Origin of the sequence: Pseudomonas nitroreducens, from assembly GCF_010994165.1 — a bacterium.
GTDB lineage: Bacteria > Pseudomonadota > Gammaproteobacteria > Pseudomonadales > Pseudomonadaceae > Pseudomonas > Pseudomonas nitroreducens.
Genome location: NZ_WMBX01000001.1, coordinates 458261 through 476103, shown reverse-complemented (window position 1 = coordinate 476103; position 17843 = coordinate 458261). Strand labels below are relative to the sequence as shown.

The window sequence follows — 17843 nt, the reverse complement described above, 5'->3', positions numbered from 1 at the left end:
TGCTTAAAACACCAAAAACGGGGACCACCATGACCTTCTCCGCACTGCGACGTCATTTCCTGCTTGCCAGCCTGACCCTCACCCTCGGCGCCGGCCTCTTTGGCCAGGCCCAGGCCGCCGACGACCTGCTCGCCCAGATCAAGGAAAAAGGCCAGGTGCGCGTGGGCCTGGAAGGCACCTACCCGCCCTTCAGCTTCCAGGACGAAAACGGCAAGCTCGCCGGCTTCGAAGTGGACTTCTCCGAACTGATCGCCAAGGAGCTGGGCGTCACCGCCAAGCTGCAGCCGACCAAATGGGACGGCATCCTCGCCGCGCTGGAATCCAAGCGCCTGGACCTGGTGATCAACCAGGTGACCATCTCCGAAGAGCGCAAGAAGAAGTACGACTTCTCCGAGGCGTACACCGTCTCCGGCATCCAGGCGCTGGTGCGCAAGGGTGACGAAGGCAAATACGACGCGCCGGAGAAACTCGCCGGCGTGAAAGTCGGCGTGGGCCTGGGCACCAACTACGAGCAATGGCTGCGCGAGCACGTGCCGCAAGCCGACGTCCGCACTTACGAAGACGACCCGACCAAATTCCAGGACCTGCGCAGCGGCCGCATCGACGTGATCCTGGTGGACCGTCTGGCCGCCTTCGACATGGTCAACAAGACCAAGGGCGCCATGGCCCTGACCGGCGCACCCTTCGCTCGTCAGGAAGCCGGCATCGCCCTGCGCAAGGGCAACCCCGAATTGCTCGCGGCGCTGAACAAGGCCATCGAGAAATTCCGCGCCGACGGCACGCTGAAGAAACTCTCGGAGAAATGGTTCCAGGCTGACGTCACCCAATGATCGAGGAAAGCCTGCAGCTTGCGCTGGATTCCGCGCCCTTCCTGCTCAAGGGCGCGATCTTCACAGTAGTCCTCAGCGTAGGCGGCATGTTCTTCGGACTGCTGCTCGGATTCGTACTGGCGCTGATGCGCCTGTACGGATTCACTGCCGTGCGCTGGCTGGCACGCATCTACGTGTCGTTCTTCCGCGGCACGCCATTGCTGGTCCAGCTGTTCATGATCTATTACGGCCTGCCCCAGGCCGGCATCGAACTCGACCCTCTGCCGGCGGCGCTGATCGGCTTCTCGCTGAACATGGCCGCCTATGTCTGCGAAATCCTCCGCGCCGCCATCGGCTCCATCGACAAGGGCCAATGGGAGGCCGCCGCCAGCATCGGCATGACCCGCGCCGAGACCCTGCGCCGGGTGATCCTGCCGCAGGCCGCGCGCACCGCCCTGCCGCCGCTGGGCAACAGCTTCATCTCGCTGGTCAAGGACACCGCCCTGGCCGCCACCATCCAGGTCCCTGAACTGTTCCGTCAGGCCCAGTTGATCACCGCGCGCACCTTCGAAGTCTTCACCATGTACCTCGCCGCCGCACTGATCTACTGGATCCTCGCCAGCATCCTGTCGCACCTGCAGAACCGCCTGGAAGACCGGGTCAACCGCCACGACCGGGAGCAAGACGCATGATCGAAGTCCGCCAGCTGACCAAGCAGTTCCGCGGCCAGGAGGTGCTCAAGGGCATCGACCTGACCGTCCAGCCCGGCGAAGTGGTCGCGATCATCGGCCCCAGTGGCTCGGGCAAGACCACCCTGCTGCGCTGCCTGAACCTGCTGGAGGTGCCCAACGGCGGGACCATCCAGGTCGGCGACATCCTCATTGACGCCTCGCGGCCGCTCAGCGGCCAGCAGGGGCTGATCCGCAAGCTGCGGCAGCATGTGGGTTTCGTCTTCCAGAACTTCAACCTGTTTCCCCACCGCACCGCGCTGGAGAACGTGGTGGAGGGCCCGATCATCGTGAAGAAGGAACTGCGCGCCCAGGCCATTGAGCGCGCCCGCCAGTTACTGGCAAAGGTCGGACTGGCCGGCAAGGAAGATTCCTATCCCAAGCGCCTCTCCGGCGGGCAGCAGCAGCGCGTCGCCATCGCCCGCGCCCTGGCCATGCAGCCGGACGTGATTCTCTTCGACGAACCGACTTCGGCACTGGACCCGGAGCTGGTCGGAGAGGTCCTGGCGACCATCCGCGGCCTGGCCCAGGAAAAGCGCACCATGGTCATCGTCACCCATGAGATGAGCTTCGCCCGCGACGTCGCCAACCGGGCGATCTTCATCGACAAGGGCGTGATCGTCGAACAGGGCGATGCCAAAGCGCTGTTCGCCCACCCGAAGGAAGAGCGCACCCGCCAGTTCCTCAGCAAATTCCTCGATCAGGGCGACAGGCACGCCGCCGAATAGAATCGAATTAATCGATCTATATCTGCCGATATTTGCGCTTTTTTATCGATCATCTGCGAGAGAAGATAGTCCCATGAACCGCGCGGACTGGCCCACCGGCCAGCCGCGCCCCACGAGGACTAAGTCATGATCGAACGCAGACCCTTCCAGCAACTCGGCGGCGCCAACCACGGCTGGCTCAACGCCAAGCACCACTTCTCCTTCGCCGAGTACTACGACGCCGAGCGTATGGACTGGGGTAACCTCCGCGTCTGGAACGATGACGAAATCGCCGCGGGCACCGGCTTCCCACCGCACCCGCACCGCGAGATGGAAATCATCACCTACGTCCGCCAGGGCGCGATCACCCACCAGGACAGCCTGGGCAACAAGGGCCGCACCGAAGCGGGTGACGTGCAGGTAATGAGCGCAGGCTCTGGCATCGTGCACTCCGAGTACAACCTGGAGAAGGACGTCACCAAGATCTTCCAGATCTGGATCATCCCCTCGATCCGCGGCGGCACGCCGTCCTGGGGCGCCAAACCCTTCCCGAAGGGCGATCGCGCCGGGCGCTTCGTAACCTGGCCAGCGGCTATGAAAACGACGCCGACGCCCTGCGCATCCGCGCCGAAGGCCGCCTGGTCGCCGCCACCCTGAAGGCCGGCCAGACTGCCGAGTACGAGCTTGGCGGCAATCGCCGGGCCTATCTGGTTCCGGCGGTGGGCAAGGTCGAGGTCAACGGTATCGAGCTACTGGCCCGTGACGGCGCCGCAATCGCCGATGAGGCCGTGGTGAAGGTCACCGCACTCGAAGACAGCGAAGTGATTCTGGTGGATGTTGCCTGACCCAGGCCGCAGTAACGAAAAAGGCACCCGTCACGGCGTGCCTTTTTTTGGCCCAAGGTTTTTCAACGCTTGCGACAAAGGCTCATGCCATCGCCAATCGGCACCAGCGAATAGTCCACTCGCTCATCCACCTTCAAGGCCAGGTTGAGTTGCTGGATCGCGCGGGTATCCGCACTCTCCGGGTTGGCCTCCAACACTCGTCCACTCCACAGTACGTTGTCGAAGACCACCAGCCCGCCCACACGCAGCAGAGCCAGCGCGTGCTCCAGGTAGGTGAGGTAATTCGCCTTGTCGGCGTCGATGAATACCAGGTCGAAAGCGCCTTGCTGATCGCTCGCAACCAGGGCTTCCAGGGTGGCCAGTGCAGGTCCGAGCCGCAGCTCGATGCGCGAGTCGACGCCAGCGTCGTGCCAGTGGCTGCGTGCAATGTCGTTGTACTCACCCGGCAGGTCGCAGCAGAGGATATGGCCGCCTTCGGGCAGCGCCTCGGCCATGCACAGGGCGCTGTAGCCGGTGAAGGTGCCGATCTCGAGGATTCGTTTCGTGCCGGTCAGCCCGACTAGCAGCGCGAGGAACTGCCCCTGCTCCGGAGCGACCTGCCAGCGAGACATCGGTAACCTGGCCGTCTCGGCGCGCAATCGTGCCTTCACTGGCGAATCGCGCAGGGAAACGTCGAGCAGATACTGATAAAGCGAGTCGTCGAGGTTCAGCGTGCGAGTGGTCATGGGCCCTCCTGAGTATCAGGGATGGAGGGCGAGACTCTGCACGGCGAGGACGCGCTTGGCTTCCAGGAAGGCTTTCTGCCAATAGGCGCTGTCAAGGCTGTCCAGGCGCACGGTCCCGCCCGTTCTGGGCGCGTGAACGAAGCGCCCTTCCCCGACATAGATACCCGCATGGCTGACGCCACGTCCACCGCTGGTAGCAAAGAACACCAGGTCGCCACTCTGCAAGGATTCGCGTCCAACGGTCGGCGCACGCATGGAAATCATCTCGCGAGTGGAACGCGGCAGCATCAGGCCGGTGGCATCGCGATAGACGTAGCCGATCAGGCCGCTGCAATCGAATCCGCTATCCGGCGTATTACCGCCCCAGCGATACGGAGTGCCGACCAGGCCAATGGCACGGATCAGAACATCGTCGGCAGCCTGGGTGTTGTAGACGGGAGCAGCGTTAGCGCGCACTACGGGAGGCGGCGCAGGCGGAGTGCGACTGGCGCAGGCAGCCAGCGAGGCGAGAAAAGCGAGGAGAATGATGCGCTGAGGAACGAGCATGTGATGGCATCCCGTCAAGGAGTGCCATCACTTTGTACCAACAGTGACTTGAGCGCAATACTTAAAGTAAAACTTTAAGTTCAGCGACTCACAGTGTGAGGTTCGTAGCCTGGTTCGAGCACCCGCTTGGCTTCCATGTAGCTCAGGCGCCAGTAGCTCTCGTCCAGGCTGTCCACGCGCACACCACCACCACGGCGGCTGGCAGAGTGGATGAACTGTCCGTCACCGATATAGATGCCGGCATGGCTGACCCGGCCGCGACCACGGTTGTTGAAGAAGATCAGGTCGCCCGGCTGCAGGTCTTCTTTCGAGACCAGCGGGACATCCATGTTGATCATCTCACGCGTGGAACGCGGCAGGCTGATGCCCGCTTCTTCGCGGAACAGATAGCCCACGAAGCCGCTGCAATCGAAGCCGGTCCGCTCCGACTTCCCACCAAAGCGGTACGGCGTACCGATCAGCGAAAAAGCGCGGTCCAGAATGTCGGATACATGGGCAGTCGAACTGCCGTTATCGTTTTTGGCCCCCTCGTCCTGCGACTCATTCATCAGCACTATGTTGTGCTGATTTACCTGGAGCGCTGCTCGAGTGGCAGGTGCTGAAGCGACCTGGTTCGGCTGCGATTCCGGCGAATGGCTGGCGCAAGCTGCCAGCAGCAGAACGAAACTCATGGGCACGAGGGGTGCTAAGCGTTTAAGCATGGGCACGACCGTGTCTCATTAGCTCCATTTATTAGCGGGCTAATTTGCCCGCTCAATGGGACCAATGCAAGTTTTTTATCGCGGAATGTGACTCAGCAGGCGCGGCATAATGTCTAAGGCTCGACCCACCATTCTTTCTTCGACCACCGAACTCAGGTCGGTCAGCCCCGGGTTCACCTCGGCGGTGAAGCCTCCAGCATCCCGAGTTCGCAGCACGGGCTCGATGATGTACGGGAAGCTCGCGGTGGTCCCGACCAGCAGAACGGCATCGAATCCCTTGCGCAGTTGCGCGTAGAGCGTATCGACGGCCTCTTCCGGCAACATCTCCTCGAACAGTACTACCGGCGGGCGCAGCACACCTGCACAGCGCACGCACTTCGGTGGTAGCGGGCCATCCAGGTGCCCTGCCAGCTCCGCGCTTTCCAACCCGCACGACTGGCAGTACAGCGGCGCCAGTTCGCCATGGATCTCGATCAGCCGTTCCGGCGGCGAGCCGGCGCGGCGGTGGAACCCATCGATGTTCTGGGTGAGCACCCAGCACTCCGGCTTGAGCCTCTGCAGCTCCGCGATGGCTTCATGGCCAGCGTTGGGCTGCGCACCCAGGCAGGCCTTGCCGAGTTCCGCCAGATACTTCCAGCACAGCGCCGGATCCTTCTGCAGCATCGGCCCGGAGATCGCTACTTCGATCGGTACGCCTTCCGCCGTCCGGCCGTTGTACAGACCACCCAGGCCGCGATAGGTGGGCATCCCGGAGTCGGCGGAGAGCCCGGCACCGGTAACTACCAGGATACGTTCTGCACGAGCAAGCGCTGCGCCAGTGCGTTCGATCGCCGAGTCCATGCGCCCTCCTACGCGGCAGGACCGCGTATCAGTGGTTGACCGTGAAAGCCAGCATCATGGAAATCTGGCACAGCGGACGGCCGCTTTGTTCCTGCCATTGATTAAAAGCAGCCTGCACCAACGCCAGATCCTTCTGGCTGGTGGGCGCCTTGTCGACGATCTCCTGAGCCTTGAGCGCGGCAACCACATCGTCGCCGAGGACGAACGTGTCCTTGCCGGCCATGCGCAGGAAACGCGGCGCGGACATGCCGCCCAACTGACTACCACGCTTGGCCAGCAGCTTCCAGAGACCGACGATGTCGCTGGACGGCCAACTGGCCAGGAGTTTGCCGAAGCTGCCGTATTCGCGAGCAATGTCCAGGACGAACTGGGCATTGCGCGGCACGCTCTTGAGCTTGCCCAGGTGACGAATCAGCCGGGCGTCCTGCATCAGGTTTTCCAAGCGCTCGCCGCCCATCAGCACGACCTTCTCCGGGTCGAAGCCGAAGAAGACCTCCTCGAAGGCCGGCCACTTGGCATCCACCAGGCTGTGCTTGAGGCCGGCGCGAAAGATACGCAGGCTAATCAGCGACAGGTAGCGATCATCAGTCACCGCCGCCAGCTCGTCCGGTGACTTGGCCTGCGGGAGCCGGGCATCCAGCGCCTCGACCGAGCCGAAGCGGTTCAGACAGTACTCATACAGCCACTGGTAATCGCGCATCAGGCGTCCTTGCGAGTTTTACAGGTTCATCACGTCTAGGAAGCGCGGCGTCGCAGTCTCGTCGATGCGCAGGCTGTTGAAGTCGAACAGGTTGCGGTCAGCCAGTTGCGACGGCACCACGTTCTGCAAGGCTCGGAACATGATCTCGGTGCGGCCCGGCGACTTGCGCTCCCAATCCAGCAACATCTCCTTGACCACCTGGCGCTGCAGGTTCTCCTGCGAACCGCACAGGTTGCACGGAATGATCGGGAACTCCTTGAGCACCGAGTAGGCTTCGATGTCCTTCTCGTTGCAGTACGCCAACGGGCGGATCACCACGTTGCGGCCGTCGTCGGAGAGCAGCTTGGGCGGCATCGCCTTAAGGGTGCCGCCGTAGAACATATTAAGGAAGAAGGTTTCCAGGATGTCGTCGCGGTGGTGTCCCAGCGCCATCTTGGTCGCGCCGATTTCGTCAGCATAGGTATAAAGAGTGCCACGGCGCAGGCGCGAGCACAGCGAGCAGGTGGTCTTGCCCTCCGGGATTTTCTCCTTCACCACCGAGTAGGTGTCCTTCTCGATGATGTGGTACTGCACGCCGATGGATTCCAGGTAGGCCGGCAGCACGTGCTCGGGGAAGCCGGGCTGCTTCTGGTCCATGTTCACCGCAACGATCTCGAACTGAATCGGGGCGACCTTTTGCAGGTACAGCAGGATGTCCAGCAGGGTGTAGCTGTCCTTGCCGCCGGACAGGCAGACCATCACCTTGTCGCCGTCCTCGATCATGTTGAAGTCGGTGACCGCTTCGCCAACCTGGCGGCGCAGGCGTTTCTGCAGTTTGTTCTGGTTGACCGAAAGGGTACTGGCCATGGTGCTCTGGAATCCGAAGGCAAGACGAAAAGCCGGTCATTTTACGCGCAAAGCGACGCGTACCCCAGCCCCTCTATCGGGCTGCTGCTAATCTGACAGCATGACGCGCGATCTCGATCCTTCCCTCGAACTGACTGACCAGCTTCTGCAGTTGCTACGGGAAGCGCATGAAGGAATCTCCGAATTCCAGCTGATCCAGCAATTGAAGGCTCGGCACTCCACTCACGTGCCCAACCTGCCGCTGACCGACAAGCTGGTGCTGTTCCGCACCCACTTTCTGGTGTTCAACGCGTTGTATCGCCTGCGCGACCAGCTCTGGGCGGAGGGCGCCGCGCACCTGGAGATCGGGCCGCTGCAGATTCGTCTCTCCCCTTTTATGAATGGCGCACAGGCCCTCGCCGAGCGGGACGCACTACGCGCCTACTACCTGGATGAGAAGCACCTGAAGGAAACCACCGAGCACGATGTGGAGAAGTTGCTGGAAAGCTTCTGGACACGTATGCAGGGCAACGAGGAAAAAGCCGCGGCATTGGCACTCTTCGAGTTGGAGGACGGCCCGGTGGATTACGCGCTGATCAAGCTGCGATACCGCCAACTGGTGAGCCTGCACCATCCCGACAGAGGCGGCAGCACCACTCGATTGCAGTCGATCAACAAGGCGATGGAAATACTGGAGCGCTATTACAGTCGCCCGTGAAACTTCCATTTGCTCTAAACCCACGGACGACGTGGCTTGCAGCCATTCCTATACTGCGACTTAAGGTCGCATAGGTCGGCTGGGCACCGGATGACGCTGGCTACGCGTACTCGGCGCCTCGCTGGGGGGCGGCCTTCTATAAGAAGAGGAGAATGCTGACATGATCCATCATGTGTGGGGGCTCTTCACCCATCCCGATCAGGAATGGCAGGACATCCGCGGCGAGGAAGAATCCATCAGCCACATGTACCTGACCCACGTCCTGATCCTCGCTGCCATCCCGGTCATTTCCGCCTACATCGGCACCACGCAGGTTGGCTGGGTATTGGGTAATGCGGGACCGGTCAAGCTGACGGCCGCCAGCGCGATCCAGCTGACCATCATGACTTACATCGCCATGCTCGCCGGCGTCGCCGTGATGGGCGCCTTCATCCACTGGATGGCTCGTACGTACGACGCGTCGCCATCGCTAACCCAATGCATCGTCTTTGCTGCGTACACCGCGACTCCGCTGTTCATCGGCGGCCTGGCGGCTCTCTATCCACACCTGTGGCTGGGCATGATCATCGGCACGGCCGCGATCTGCTACACCGTCTACCTGCTCTACGTCGGCATCCCGACCTTCATGAACATTCCCAAGGATGAAGGTTTCCTGTTCTCCAGCTCAGTGCTGGCGGTAGGACTGGTGGTGCTGGTGGCGATGATGGCCCTGTCGGTCATCCTCTGGGGCAGCGGCGTCGGCCCGGAATACACCTGATCTCACGCTCTGCAGAAGAAACCGGGCCCTTGTGGCCCGGTTTCTTTTGGGCTCCTCGCAGGAGCGAGCCGTCGCTGAACGGGTTCGCGAGCAAACTCGCTCCTGCAGAGAGCGGCACTTGCCTGAAACTCGTCCGGCTTGCCTGAAGCTGCACCCCGGACGAGCGGCCACGAGAAATTCTCCACCGGCGCGCCGACTGCGGCATAATCTTGCCCCGTCGGAGAACCACTGTATGCCTGAACAGCTCAACGCTCGCGTCGAAGCCTGCTACCAGCAGGCCGAAGCCTTCTTCCAGCGGCGCTTTCCCCGCCCGGAAGTGAGCTTCCGGCTACGCGGCCAGAAGGCCGGCGTCGCCCACCTGGATGAAAACCTGCTGCGTTTCAACCCGCAGTTGTACCGGGAAAACCACGAACACTTCCTGCAGCAGACCGTAGCCCATGAAGTGGCGCACCTGATCGCCCACCAGATGTTCGGTCCGCGCATTCGCCCGCACGGCGAGGAGTGGCAACTGATCATGCGCGGCATCTACGGCTTGCCGCCGGACCGCTGCCACACCTACGAGATCAAGCGTCGCCGCTCCACCCGCTACCTGTATCGCTGTCACTGTGGAGAGGGAAACGAATTCCCCTTCTCCTCCCAGCGTCACAACCTGGTCGCCCAGGGCCGCCGCTACTATTGCCGGCGGTGCCGTGCCACCCTGGTATTCACCGGCGAAACCCGCCGCGAGTGATGCTGCTCAGGCGATGACCTTGGCCGCCTTCAGCGCAGCAACCTGTTCGTCGGTGTAACCCAGTTCCGCCATCACTTGCGTTGTGTGCGCCCCCAGCGCAGCGCCGATATGACGTGGCTCGGGCAGGCCGGCGGAGAAACGGATCGGGCATGCCACCTGCCGTTGCGCCCCGCCCTTGCCGTTGGGCACCTGCGTGACCACACCCCGTTCACGCAACTGCGGATGTTCCACCGCCTCGGCCAGGGACAGCATCGGCTCGACACAAGCGTCCAGCGCGGCAAAGCGCTCCTGCCAGTGAGCGAAGTCCTGCTTCTCGAACTCGATGGCGATTTCGCGCTTGAGCGACTGCTGCTCTTCCGGTTTGGGCGACAGCCCGCGCGCGGCCAGCTCCGGGCGGCCGATGGCGGCGCAGAACTGTTGCATGAACTGCGGCTCCAGGCTGCCCACCGAGAACCAGCGGCCATCGCGGGTGCGGTAGTAGTCGTAGAAGCTGCCACCGTTGAGCGCGAGGCCTTCCATCTCCGGCTCCACTCCCGCCGCAAGATAGCCGGCACCCGCCATGCCGTGCAGGCTGAAGGCGCAGTCGGTCATGCTCACGTCGACCTGCTGCCCCTCACCCGTCTGTTGCCGATGGATGACTGCCGCCAGCAGGCCCATTACGCCATGCAGCGAGCCACCGCCGATGTCCGCCAGTTGCACGCCCAGCGGCAAGGGGCCGGTCTCACGGCGGCCGGTGTAGCTGGCCACGCCGGCCAGGGCAAGGTAGTTGATGTCATGCCCGGCGCGGTCGCGCAGCGGCCCGGTCTGGCCGTAGCCGGTGATCGATACGTAGATCAGCTTCGGGTTGATCGCCTTGAGCGCCTCGTAACCGACGCCGAGCTTGTCCATCACGCCGGGGCGGAACTGCTCCAGCACGATGTCGTATTCCTGCACCAGTTGCTTCACCACCTCCACCGCCTCGGCCTGCTTGAGATCCAGCGCAATGCAGCGCTTGTTGCGGTTGAGGTAGGCGTGGCTGGCGGAGGTGCCGTCCACGTGCGGCGGCAGAACACGCACCAGGTCCATGCGCGTGGGCGACTCCACGCGCAACACCTGGGCGCCCATGTCGGCCAGCAGCAGCGAGGCGAACGGCCCCGGCAGCAGGGTGGAGAAATCGAGGATCTTCAGGGAGGCGAGCGGGCCGTTCATGGGCACTCCTGTTTCGCTCAATCGATGCGTGGGCGCCGCGCCTCAGAGCTTCATGCCGCGGCTGATGATCTCTTTCATGATCTCCGAAGTACCGGCGAAAATGCGCTGGATGCGCGCGTTCGCGTACATCTTGCAGATCGGATACTCCCACATGTAACCCCAGCCACCGTGCAGTTGCACGCCCTCATCCACCACCTTGCAGAGCAGTTCGGTGGTGAACAGCTTGGCCTCGGCGGCCACTTCGGGAGTGAGCTTCTTCTGGTTGTGGTCCATTACGCAACGGTCGGTGAAGACCTGCGCCACGTCGATCTGCGTACGCATCTCGGCGAGCTTGAAGCGGGTGTTCTGGAAGTGCGCGATCGGGCGATCGAACGCCTTGCGCTCCTTCACGTAGTCGACGGTCGCGTTCAGCGCGGCCTCGGCGCCGGCCACCGCGCCACAGGCGTTGGTCAGGCGTTCCTGGGCCAGCATGTTCATCAAGTAGAAGAAACCGCCCTTGGCGTCGCCCAGCAGATTTTCCTTCGGCACTTTCACGTTGTTGAAGAACAGCTCGGCGGTGTCCTGGCTCTTCATGCCCAGTTTCTTCAGATTGCGCCCGCGCTCGAAGCCTTCCATGCCACGTTCAACCACGAACAGCCCCATGGCGTGCTTGTTCGAAGGATCAGTCTTCGCCGCGACTATCACCAGGTCCGCCAGCAGGCCGTTGGAGATGAACACCTTGGAGCCGTTGAGGACGAAATGGTCCCCCTTGTCCACCGCCGTGGTGCACATGCCAGCCAGGTCCGAGCCGGCCGACGGCTCAGTCATCGCCACCGCCAGGATGCTTTCGCCACGAATGATCCCCGGTAACCAGCGGGCCTTCTGCTCGGCATTGCCGTACTCGGCGATGTAGGGGCCGCACAGCGCCGAATGCAACGGGATCATGAAACCCGGCTCGTTGATGGCAGCCAATTCCTCACACATGATCTGTTCGTAGCGAAAATCCTTCAGAGCGGATCCACCGTATTCCTCTTCCGCCCAGGGCAGCAGGAAGCCCATCTCCCCCGCCTTACGCCAGACACTGCGGTCCACCACGCCGGCTTCCTCCCATTCCTCCTGGTGAGGCACCACTTCCTTGTTGAGGAAGGATCGGAACGCATCGCGGAACAGGTTGTGTTCGGTCTCGAAGTGATTGCGCAGCATGGTCGACTCCCGGTGGGTTGAGTGCCCGCAGGGTAGGTGCTGGCCGCGCGCGGCCTCAATGACGCGAGCGCTCAGGGTCGATTGACGCAATCGCCCAGCAGATGCGAGTGTGAAATATCCCAAAGCTGCACCGGAGAGCGCCCGCATGCAGATTCGCCCTTTCCAGACGGAAGACTTCCCGCCGTACGAAAGCTGGTTCGCCGACCCCGTGCTCTTTGCGCAGCTTGGCCCGATGGACCGTGAATGGCTGGAACAGCTGCTGAACGCTCCGGACAGAGTCCTGTACAGCATCCTGCGCGGCGATCTGCTGGTGGCGGTTGTGGGGATTTGCCTGCCCAACTCCGACCATCCGTACTATTTCGTCACCGATCTCGCCGTGCGCCCGGAGTTGCGTGGTTCAGGTGTTGGGCGCGCGGTGATGGCGCTGGTGATGAGCCGAGCGGAACTGCAGAGCAACCCCTTGTGGCGCGCCAGCGTGAGGCCGGACAACCTGGGGGCGCTGGCCTTCCTCATCAAGCTGGGCTGGACACGACTGGAAATGGGCAATCCGTTCGATGAGCTGCTCGAGTTCGAATTCCGCCGGCGCCCGGCGGGCCCCTTGCTCCGCTGATCCGGCAAGGGTGCTGTAGTGGACTCCGCCCGGGATGATTTCATTCTCGACGTGAAGCGAGCCGATCGAGGGCAAATCGCTCCCGCGCAATCGGGATGTTCGGCGTTCATAAAGAAGCAATTTCCCGGCTCGCATAAAAAACCCCCGCCGGGGCGGGGGTTCACACAAAGGAGTCAAACGGTATTGCTGTAGTTCTTAGAACACGTACTGCAGGCGGGTCACGACACCGTTGCCGTCGTCGTCACCGTTGGCGTTGCGGATGCCATCGGTACTGACGTGAACGTAGTCCAGGGAGACCTTCACGGCTTCGTTGGCGTACCAGTTCACACCGATGGTGTTGGTGCTGGCCTTGGTGTCGCCCACGTCGCGGGTGGCGGTAGCCACGACCACGTTCGGGTCATCGACCTTGATGTGGTCGTAGCGGTAGAAGACTTCCCAGGCACCGATTTCCTTGTTGGCCGGCTTGATGGTGTCGAACTTGGCGCCATCGAGCTTGTAAACGCGGGATTCGCCGGTGATGGTGTAGGCCAGTTGGCCGTAGTAGCCGTCAGCCTTGATGTCCTGGAAGGCATCGGCATCAGCCTTCAGCTTGCGCTTCAGGTATTCGGCCTGAGCGGAGAACGGGCCGAAGGCGTAGGCGAATTCTGCGCCCCAGGTGGAGTCGTCCTTGTAGGAACCGGCCGGGCTCAGGGTGGCGCCGCCGAAGGTCGCGCGGTTGCCATTGTCGCCAGCGTCGTTACCGCCGTTGGTGGCGATACCACGCATGCCCAGACGCGGACGGATGCGGGAATCGAAGGCGGTGTCGTTCAGGTCACGGTAGGCGTAATCCAGGCCGACATGCAGGACGTTGCCGTCGGTGTTCAGCGGAGCGAACACGCCGCGGAAGTTGAACTGCTTGACGCTGTCGCCGTCGGTGTCGTCGGCGTCCTTGGCATATACGCCGGCGTCCAGGTAGGCCATGTTGGCGACGACGCCGCCAACCTGGGCCCCCATGCCATCCTGGTGGGTGTTGATCCAGTCAGCCAGTTCGTAGGCGCTGGTACGCTCGGTGGCGGTCACCCACTTGGAGCTGGTGGCTTTCTCCAGACCGAAGTCCGGGTCGAAACGGCCGAACTTCAGTGTTACCGGAGCGAAGCCGGTGTAGCTGAAGGAAGCCTCGTCGAAGTAGCCGTTGTCAGCGTTACCGGAGTTGTGGGACATGTCGTAGTTGATCTGGTATTTCCAGTCTTTGTAGACAGTGCCGCCCAGTTCCAGGTAGGCGCGGCGGAAATAGGCGCCGTCACCGTTGTTGCCGTTCTTGGTGTAGAACCCATCGAAGCGGCTGTAATCCGCTTGCAGACGGCCACCGAGCTTGAAGCTGAACTCCTTGTCGGTGGTACCGACTTCAAGACCGCCCTTGGTCTTGATAACGATATCGGCGCCATCGGTGGTGACTGTGCCTGCGAAAGCCTGGGCGGAAACGGCCAGTGCCAGGGCAGTGGCGGCGTAACCGGCGAAGTGCTTACGGATCATCGAAGATTCCCCTTAATGGTATTTGCGTTGAACACGCCGAGTGCCTGGCTGCTGCGCGCCCCCCAAGGACTCGCACAGGCCGTTCTGGCGGCCCCCGTTTGTGTTGCTGGGAATCTTGGCGAGGGGTTATTTCAGATCGGTTGCTCGTAGATAAAACTTTTATTACAAAGGAACTTTTGATTTCCTTATTGCATAAAGGCTCAGGACCGCGCCCGACTAGGCTTTCAGCCGTTTCTTTCGGCCTCTTTGGCGGTATGCTCCGACCTCACTTCTGAACGACAGCGCCTTCAGGCTTGCCCATGCATGAACTGCAACCCTTGATCCAGCAGCACGGCCTGACGCTGCTGTTCTTCAACGTCCTGCTGGAACAACTCGGCTTGCCGATTCCCGCCTATCCGGCGTTGATCGTCGCCGGAGCGCTTGCCCTGCAGGGAAGCGGCGTTCCATTGGGGCAGGCGCTGGCCGTGGCCGTGTGCGCCTGCCTGATTGCCGACTTGATCTGGTTCAGCGCCGGGCGACGCTATGGCGGCTTCATGCTGCGCAGCGTGTGCAAGGTTTCGCTGTCACCTGACAGTTGCATCCGCCAGAGCCAGAGCCTGTACCTGCGCATCGGTCCGCGGGCGCTGCTGATCTCGCGATTCCTCCCCGGTGCCAGCGCGCTGACCACCACCATGGCCGGCATGACCCGCACGCCGCTGGCACGCTTCCTTGCGTACGACTGTGCCGGCGCCGCGCTCTGGGCGGGCTCGGCGCTGATGCTCGGGAGCATCTTCAGCGATGCCGTGGACCGTGTCCTGGGATGGCTCACCGAGTACGCGAGCCTTGGTGTAGCGGTGCTGCTGGGCGCCTTCGCGCTGTTCATCGCCTGGAAGCTCTGGCAGCGCTTCAGCCTGCTCAAGCGCACCGCGCGGATTCCACGCATCAGCGTCGATGAGCTGCGCGCACGCCTGGACGCCGGCGAGCCGCCGCTGATCCTCGATGTGCGCGCGCAATTCGATGACGAGGCGATTCCCGGCTCCATCGCCTTCAGCCTGGACGGGAAGCTGGACGAGTTGCGCGACAGCCTGGAGGACAAGGACGTGGTGATCTACTGCGCCTGCCCCCACGAGCTTTCCGCAGCGATGCTGGCGGAGCGACTGCAGGCTTTTGGGCATCCGCGTACCTGGGCGCTGTCGGGGGGACTGGATGCGTGGCGGGCGCAAAGCCTGAGCTGAGGAGTCGCCTGCCGGAGCGCGCCATGCGCGCGACCGCAGGCATCGGCATCACCCGGACGTCTCCGGCAAACGCCATCCTACGGCGCTGCTGGGAACGCCAGTTCGTGAGCAAGCTCGCTCCTACAGAAAGCTCTTAGCGCCGTGCGCTGTCCCGGCGAAACTCGGCGAGATGGTCAGCCAGGCGCTCCGAGTCCGGGCGAGGCGGTTCTGGCAGCAGGCGCAGGGTCGCCTGGGTCAGGCGCATCTGCCACAGGTAGCGCCGGCAGTGGCGGCACAACAGCAGGTGCCGGCGCAATGCGATCTTCTCGCGCCAGCCCAACCGTTCGTCCAGCAGGTCGCTGGAGCGCGCCACCAGTTCCTTGCAGGTCAGCATTCCCCGGTCTCCTCGAAGTGCTCCACGGTGGCGAACACCTTCAGCCGCGCACGGTGCAGCAGTACCCTGGCATTGGAGAGCGAAACCTCCAGCAGATTACAGATTTCCTCCAGTTCCAGGCCCTGGCGCTCACGCAGCAGCAACACGCTGCGCTGCAATTCGGAGAGGCTGAGCAGGGTCTTTTCCAGGCATTGGCGCAGCTCGTCCTCGGCCAGCAGTGCCTCGGGCGAGTCCTCGTGCCACGCCAGCGGCGCCGGGCTCCAGTGGCCGTCGGCGGCGAAGCGGGAATCGTCGATGCTGCCGTGGGGCGCAGGCAGCTCGTCCAGCGAAACGTCGCGACGAACCTTGCGCAGGCGGGATTTGGCGGTGTTGGCAGTGATGGTCAGCAGCCAGGTCTTGAGGCTGGAGCGGCCCTGGAATCCATCGAGGTTGCGCACGGCGGCCAGCCAGGCGTCCTGCACCACCTCGTCGGCATGGGCGCTGCCGACGATGGCAATGGCGACGGCGCGCATCGCACCCTGGTAGGTCGCGACCAGGGTGCGGAAGGCCTGCTGGTCACCGGCCAGCAGGCGCGACAACAGCTCGTTGTCGTCGGCGGGCACGATCAGCGCTTGCGCAGGATCACGCTGCCGATCGAGTAACCGGCGCCGAAGGAGCTCAGCACGCCGATGGAGCCGGCGGGCAGGTCGTCCTGGTACTTGTGCAGGGCGATCACCGAGCCAGCCGAGCTGGTGTTGGCGTAGGTGTCGAGGATCACCGGCGCCTCGTGCGGCTCGGCGTCGCGGCCGATCAGCTTGCGGGTGATCAGCAGGTTCATGTTCAGGTTGGCCTGGTGCAGCCAGAAGCGCTTCACGTCGCTGACCGGGATATCGTTCTGCGCCAGGTGCTCGCCGATCAGCTCGGCCACCATCGGACAGACGTCCTTGAACACCTTGCGGCCTTCCTGCACGAACAGCTTGTCGCGAGTGCCGATGCCCTCTTCCGCCGCGCGGTTGAGGAAGCCGAAGTTGTTGCGGATGTTGTTGGAGAACTGGGTCAGCAGCTTGGTGCTGACTACGTCGAACTGGTGCTTGGAAGTCGCCTGGTCGGCGCGCTCGATGATCACGGCGGTAGCGGCGTCACCGAAAATGAAGTGGCTGTCGCGGTCGCGGAAATTCAGGTGGCCGGTACAGATCTCCGGGTTGACCATCAGGATCGCGCGGGCCTGGCCCAACTGCACGCTGTTCACCGCGGCCTGGATGCCGAAGGTGGCCGAGGAGCAGGCGACGTTCATGTCGTAGCCGAAGCCCTGGATGCCCAGGGCAGCCTGCACTTCGATGGCCACGGCCGGGTAGGCGCGCTGCAGGTTGGAGCAGGCGACGATCACCCCGTCGATGTCTTCGGGAGTACGGCCGGCGCGCTGTAGGGCCTGCTTCGCGGCGGCGGTCGCCATCTCGCAGAGGATGCCCCAGTCGTCGTTGGAACGCTCCGGAATACGTGGCGCCATGCGCTGAGGGTCGAGGATGCCTTCCTTGTTCACCACGAAGCGGCTCTTGATGCCGGAAGCCTTCTCGATGAACGCCGAGCTGGACTCGGAGAGGGCCTCCACTTCGCCCTTGGCAATGGCGTCGGCGTGCTGGTCGTTGTAGCTGCGGACGTAGCTGTTGAAGGATTCCACCAGTTCATCGTTGGAGATGCTGAACGGCGGGGTATACAGGCCGGTTCCGCTGATCACGACTTTATGCACGGTCAATCCTCTTCAATTCTCAAAGCCGCCGGGCCGGGCAGCTGGGTTAGGCAGCAAGGTGCCCGCGCATTGGCCGGCACCGAATATTCATGGGCTTGCGCGACCTGCGCGAAGCCTCTGGGATGGCAATCCCTGCAACCGGGCAGTGTGCCACTCCCTTGCCGGGGCGGCACCTTTGCCCGCCCGGCGGTTTGCGGTTTCACCTAAGGTGCAACCGCTGGTCGCTGATTATGCTGCAAAATTCGCCGAAAAGCCGCCGTGCGAGGACGGCATTTGCGCAAGATTACAGACGCAAATCACGCCGTGCCTGCCTTGAAGCAAGGGATTGATTTTTTCCACCGGCACCATAGGCACGGCGTTAGCGCGCCAGAGCGCGCGAATCCTTATCCTGCGAATCATTCCCGACA

The 17843-nt window shown here is 62.9% G+C and carries 20 protein-coding genes and 1 pseudogene; 9 read left to right on the top strand and 12 right to left on the bottom strand.

Annotation, left to right across the window (positions count from 1 at the left end):
* Window positions 1-29 precede the first annotated feature (29 nt).
* The 4 genes and pseudogenes from tcyJ to GJV37_RS02215 all read left to right on the top strand — a co-directional run bounded on the left by tcyJ (window position 30) and on the right by GJV37_RS02215 (window position 3089).
* The gene (gene tcyJ / locus GJV37_RS02230) at window positions 30-830 is read left to right on the top strand and encodes a cystine ABC transporter substrate-binding protein (RefSeq protein ID WP_024764584.1); all 801 of its coding nucleotides are present in this window, start codon (window positions 30-32) and stop codon (window positions 828-830) included.
* Window positions 830-1501 (top strand): cystine ABC transporter permease, encoded by a 672-nt coding sequence (gene tcyL, locus GJV37_RS02225; protein ID WP_024764585.1) that lies wholly within the window; start codon window positions 830-832, stop codon window positions 1499-1501. The genes tcyJ and tcyL overlap by 1 nt, the downstream gene beginning before the upstream one ends.
* Complete coding sequence (gene tcyN / locus GJV37_RS02220) at window positions 1498-2265, top strand: L-cystine ABC transporter ATP-binding protein TcyN (RefSeq protein WP_170859325.1); 768 nt, start codon at window positions 1498-1500, stop codon at window positions 2263-2265. Before tcyL ends, tcyN begins: the two co-directional genes overlap by 4 nt.
* 126 nt (window positions 2266-2391) lie before the next feature.
* Window positions 2392-3089, top strand: a pseudogene (locus GJV37_RS02215) (pirin family protein).
* Between the two features lie 62 nt (window positions 3090-3151).
* On the opposite strand, the gene GJV37_RS02210 reads toward GJV37_RS02215, so the two are convergent.
* The 6 genes from GJV37_RS02210 to ttcA form a co-directional block, all read right to left on the bottom strand.
* Window positions 3152-3814 carry an O-methyltransferase gene (locus tag GJV37_RS02210; RefSeq protein WP_170859326.1) on the bottom strand — a complete coding sequence of 221 codons (663 nt, stop codon included), beginning with the start codon at window positions 3812-3814 and terminating at the stop codon, window positions 3152-3154.
* A 15-nt stretch (window positions 3815-3829) separates the two neighbouring features.
* Window positions 3830-4360, bottom strand: coding sequence for a C40 family peptidase (locus GJV37_RS02205; protein WP_037010232.1), 531 nt, complete (start codon window positions 4358-4360; stop codon window positions 3830-3832).
* 80 nt (window positions 4361-4440) lie between these two features.
* Window positions 4441-5031 (bottom strand): C40 family peptidase, encoded by a 591-nt coding sequence (locus GJV37_RS02200; protein WP_081754010.1) that lies wholly within the window; start codon window positions 5029-5031, stop codon window positions 4441-4443.
* Between the two features lie 105 nt (window positions 5032-5136).
* Entirely contained in the window at window positions 5137-5901 is a 765-nt protein-coding gene (locus tag GJV37_RS02195; RefSeq protein WP_170859327.1) for an NAD-dependent deacylase, read from the bottom strand.
* Between the two features lie 28 nt (window positions 5902-5929).
* Window positions 5930-6601, bottom strand: a complete 672-nt coding sequence (locus GJV37_RS02190) for a DNA-3-methyladenine glycosylase I (protein WP_169888867.1) — start codon at window positions 6599-6601, stop codon at window positions 5930-5932.
* 18 nt (window positions 6602-6619) lie between these two features.
* Window positions 6620-7447: a tRNA 2-thiocytidine(32) synthetase TtcA gene (gene ttcA / locus GJV37_RS02185; protein ID WP_017522174.1), complete on the bottom strand. Its 828-nt coding sequence runs from the start codon at window positions 7445-7447 to the stop codon at window positions 6620-6622.
* Window positions 7448-7547: 100 nt separating this feature from the next.
* On the opposite strand from ttcA, the gene GJV37_RS02180 reads away from it, so the two are divergent.
* The 3 genes from GJV37_RS02180 to GJV37_RS02170 all read left to right on the top strand — a co-directional run bounded on the left by GJV37_RS02180 (window position 7548) and on the right by GJV37_RS02170 (window position 9631).
* A complete protein-coding gene (locus GJV37_RS02180) occupies window positions 7548-8144 on the top strand; it encodes a DNA-J related domain-containing protein (RefSeq protein ID WP_024764593.1) in 597 nt (198 codons plus the stop codon).
* A 160-nt stretch (window positions 8145-8304) separates the two neighbouring features.
* A complete protein-coding gene (locus GJV37_RS02175; protein ID WP_024764594.1) occupies window positions 8305-8901 on the top strand; it encodes a Yip1 family protein in 597 nt (198 codons plus the stop codon).
* A 232-nt stretch (window positions 8902-9133) separates the two neighbouring features.
* Window positions 9134-9631 (top strand): SprT family zinc-dependent metalloprotease, encoded by a 498-nt coding sequence (locus tag GJV37_RS02170; RefSeq protein WP_024764595.1) that lies wholly within the window; start codon window positions 9134-9136, stop codon window positions 9629-9631.
* Window positions 9632-9637: 6 nt separating this feature from the next.
* Here the strand turns inward: GJV37_RS02170 and GJV37_RS02165 are convergent, their stop codons facing one another.
* Entirely contained in the window at window positions 9638-10819 is a 1182-nt protein-coding gene (locus GJV37_RS02165) for a CaiB/BaiF CoA transferase family protein (RefSeq protein ID WP_170859328.1), read from the bottom strand.
* Between the two features lie 42 nt (window positions 10820-10861).
* Window positions 10862-12001 (bottom strand): acyl-CoA dehydrogenase family protein, encoded by a 1140-nt coding sequence (locus GJV37_RS02160; protein WP_170859329.1) that lies wholly within the window; start codon window positions 11999-12001, stop codon window positions 10862-10864.
* 145 nt (window positions 12002-12146) lie between these two features.
* Here GJV37_RS02160 and GJV37_RS02155 point away from each other — a divergent pair, with 145 nt between their 5' ends.
* Window positions 12147-12611, top strand: coding sequence for a GNAT family N-acetyltransferase (locus tag GJV37_RS02155; protein WP_170859330.1), 465 nt, complete (start codon window positions 12147-12149; stop codon window positions 12609-12611).
* A gap of 195 nt (window positions 12612-12806) precedes the next feature.
* Here GJV37_RS02155 and GJV37_RS02150 read toward each other — a convergent pair whose 3' ends face one another.
* The gene (locus GJV37_RS02150) at window positions 12807-14123 is read right to left on the bottom strand and encodes an OprO/OprP family phosphate-selective porin (protein ID WP_169888875.1); all 1317 of its coding nucleotides are present in this window, start codon (window positions 14121-14123) and stop codon (window positions 12807-12809) included.
* Between the two features lie 299 nt (window positions 14124-14422).
* On the opposite strand from GJV37_RS02150, the gene GJV37_RS02145 reads away from it, so the two are divergent.
* On the top strand, window positions 14423-15337 hold the full coding sequence (locus tag GJV37_RS02145; RefSeq protein WP_193452121.1) for a DedA family protein/thiosulfate sulfurtransferase GlpE: 915 nt from the start codon (window positions 14423-14425) through the stop codon (window positions 15335-15337).
* Window positions 15338-15470: 133 nt separating this feature from the next.
* Here GJV37_RS02145 and GJV37_RS02140 read toward each other — a convergent pair whose 3' ends face one another.
* The 3 genes from GJV37_RS02140 to GJV37_RS02130 are packed head-to-tail and all read right to left on the bottom strand — an operon-like array spanning window position 15471 to window position 17436.
* On the bottom strand, window positions 15471-15710 hold the full coding sequence (locus tag GJV37_RS02140; protein WP_170859332.1) for an anti-sigma factor family protein: 240 nt from the start codon (window positions 15708-15710) through the stop codon (window positions 15471-15473).
* Window positions 15704-16312: an RNA polymerase sigma factor gene (locus tag GJV37_RS02135; RefSeq protein WP_024764601.1), complete on the bottom strand. Its 609-nt coding sequence runs from the start codon at window positions 16310-16312 to the stop codon at window positions 15704-15706. The genes GJV37_RS02140 and GJV37_RS02135 overlap by 7 nt, the downstream gene beginning before the upstream one ends.
* Before the next feature lie 2 nt (window positions 16313-16314).
* Window positions 16315-17436 carry a beta-ketoacyl-ACP synthase III gene (locus GJV37_RS02130; protein ID WP_024764602.1) on the bottom strand — a complete coding sequence of 374 codons (1122 nt, stop codon included), beginning with the start codon at window positions 17434-17436 and terminating at the stop codon, window positions 16315-16317.
* Window positions 17437-17843 lie beyond the last annotated feature (407 nt).

Coding starts and splice junctions, on each gene's coding strand:
- tcyJ (WP_024764584.1), top strand. CDS start 30: ATGACCTTCTCCGCACTGCGACGTCATTTCCTGCTTGCCAGCCTGACC.
- tcyN (WP_170859325.1), top strand. CDS start 1,498: ATGATCGAAGTCCGCCAGCTGACCAAGCAGTTCCGCGGCCAGGAGGTG.
- GJV37_RS02210 (WP_170859326.1), bottom strand. CDS start 3,814: ATGACCACTCGCACGCTGAACCTCGACGACTCGCTTTATCAGTATCTG.
- GJV37_RS02205 (WP_037010232.1), bottom strand. CDS start 4,360: ATGCTCGTTCCTCAGCGCATCATTCTCCTCGCTTTTCTCGCCTCGCTG.
- GJV37_RS02200 (WP_081754010.1), bottom strand. CDS start 5,031: ATGAGTTTCGTTCTGCTGCTGGCAGCTTGCGCCAGCCATTCGCCGGAA.
- GJV37_RS02195 (WP_170859327.1), bottom strand. CDS start 5,901: ATGGACTCGGCGATCGAACGCACTGGCGCAGCGCTTGCTCGTGCAGAA.
- GJV37_RS02190 (WP_169888867.1), bottom strand. CDS start 6,601: ATGCGCGATTACCAGTGGCTGTATGAGTACTGTCTGAACCGCTTCGGC.
- ttcA (WP_017522174.1), bottom strand. CDS start 7,447: ATGGCCAGTACCCTTTCGGTCAACCAGAACAAACTGCAGAAACGCCTG.
- GJV37_RS02180 (WP_024764593.1), top strand. CDS start 7,548: ATGACGCGCGATCTCGATCCTTCCCTCGAACTGACTGACCAGCTTCTG.
- GJV37_RS02175 (WP_024764594.1), top strand. CDS start 8,305: ATGATCCATCATGTGTGGGGGCTCTTCACCCATCCCGATCAGGAATGG.
- GJV37_RS02170 (WP_024764595.1), top strand. CDS start 9,134: ATGCCTGAACAGCTCAACGCTCGCGTCGAAGCCTGCTACCAGCAGGCC.
- GJV37_RS02165 (WP_170859328.1), bottom strand. CDS start 10,819: ATGAACGGCCCGCTCGCCTCCCTGAAGATCCTCGATTTCTCCACCCTG.
- GJV37_RS02160 (WP_170859329.1), bottom strand. CDS start 12,001: ATGCTGCGCAATCACTTCGAGACCGAACACAACCTGTTCCGCGATGCG.
- GJV37_RS02155 (WP_170859330.1), top strand. CDS start 12,147: ATGCAGATTCGCCCTTTCCAGACGGAAGACTTCCCGCCGTACGAAAGC.
- GJV37_RS02150 (WP_169888875.1), bottom strand. CDS start 14,123: ATGATCCGTAAGCACTTCGCCGGTTACGCCGCCACTGCCCTGGCACTG.
- GJV37_RS02145 (WP_193452121.1), top strand. CDS start 14,423: ATGCATGAACTGCAACCCTTGATCCAGCAGCACGGCCTGACGCTGCTG.
- GJV37_RS02140 (WP_170859332.1), bottom strand. CDS start 15,710: ATGCTGACCTGCAAGGAACTGGTGGCGCGCTCCAGCGACCTGCTGGAC.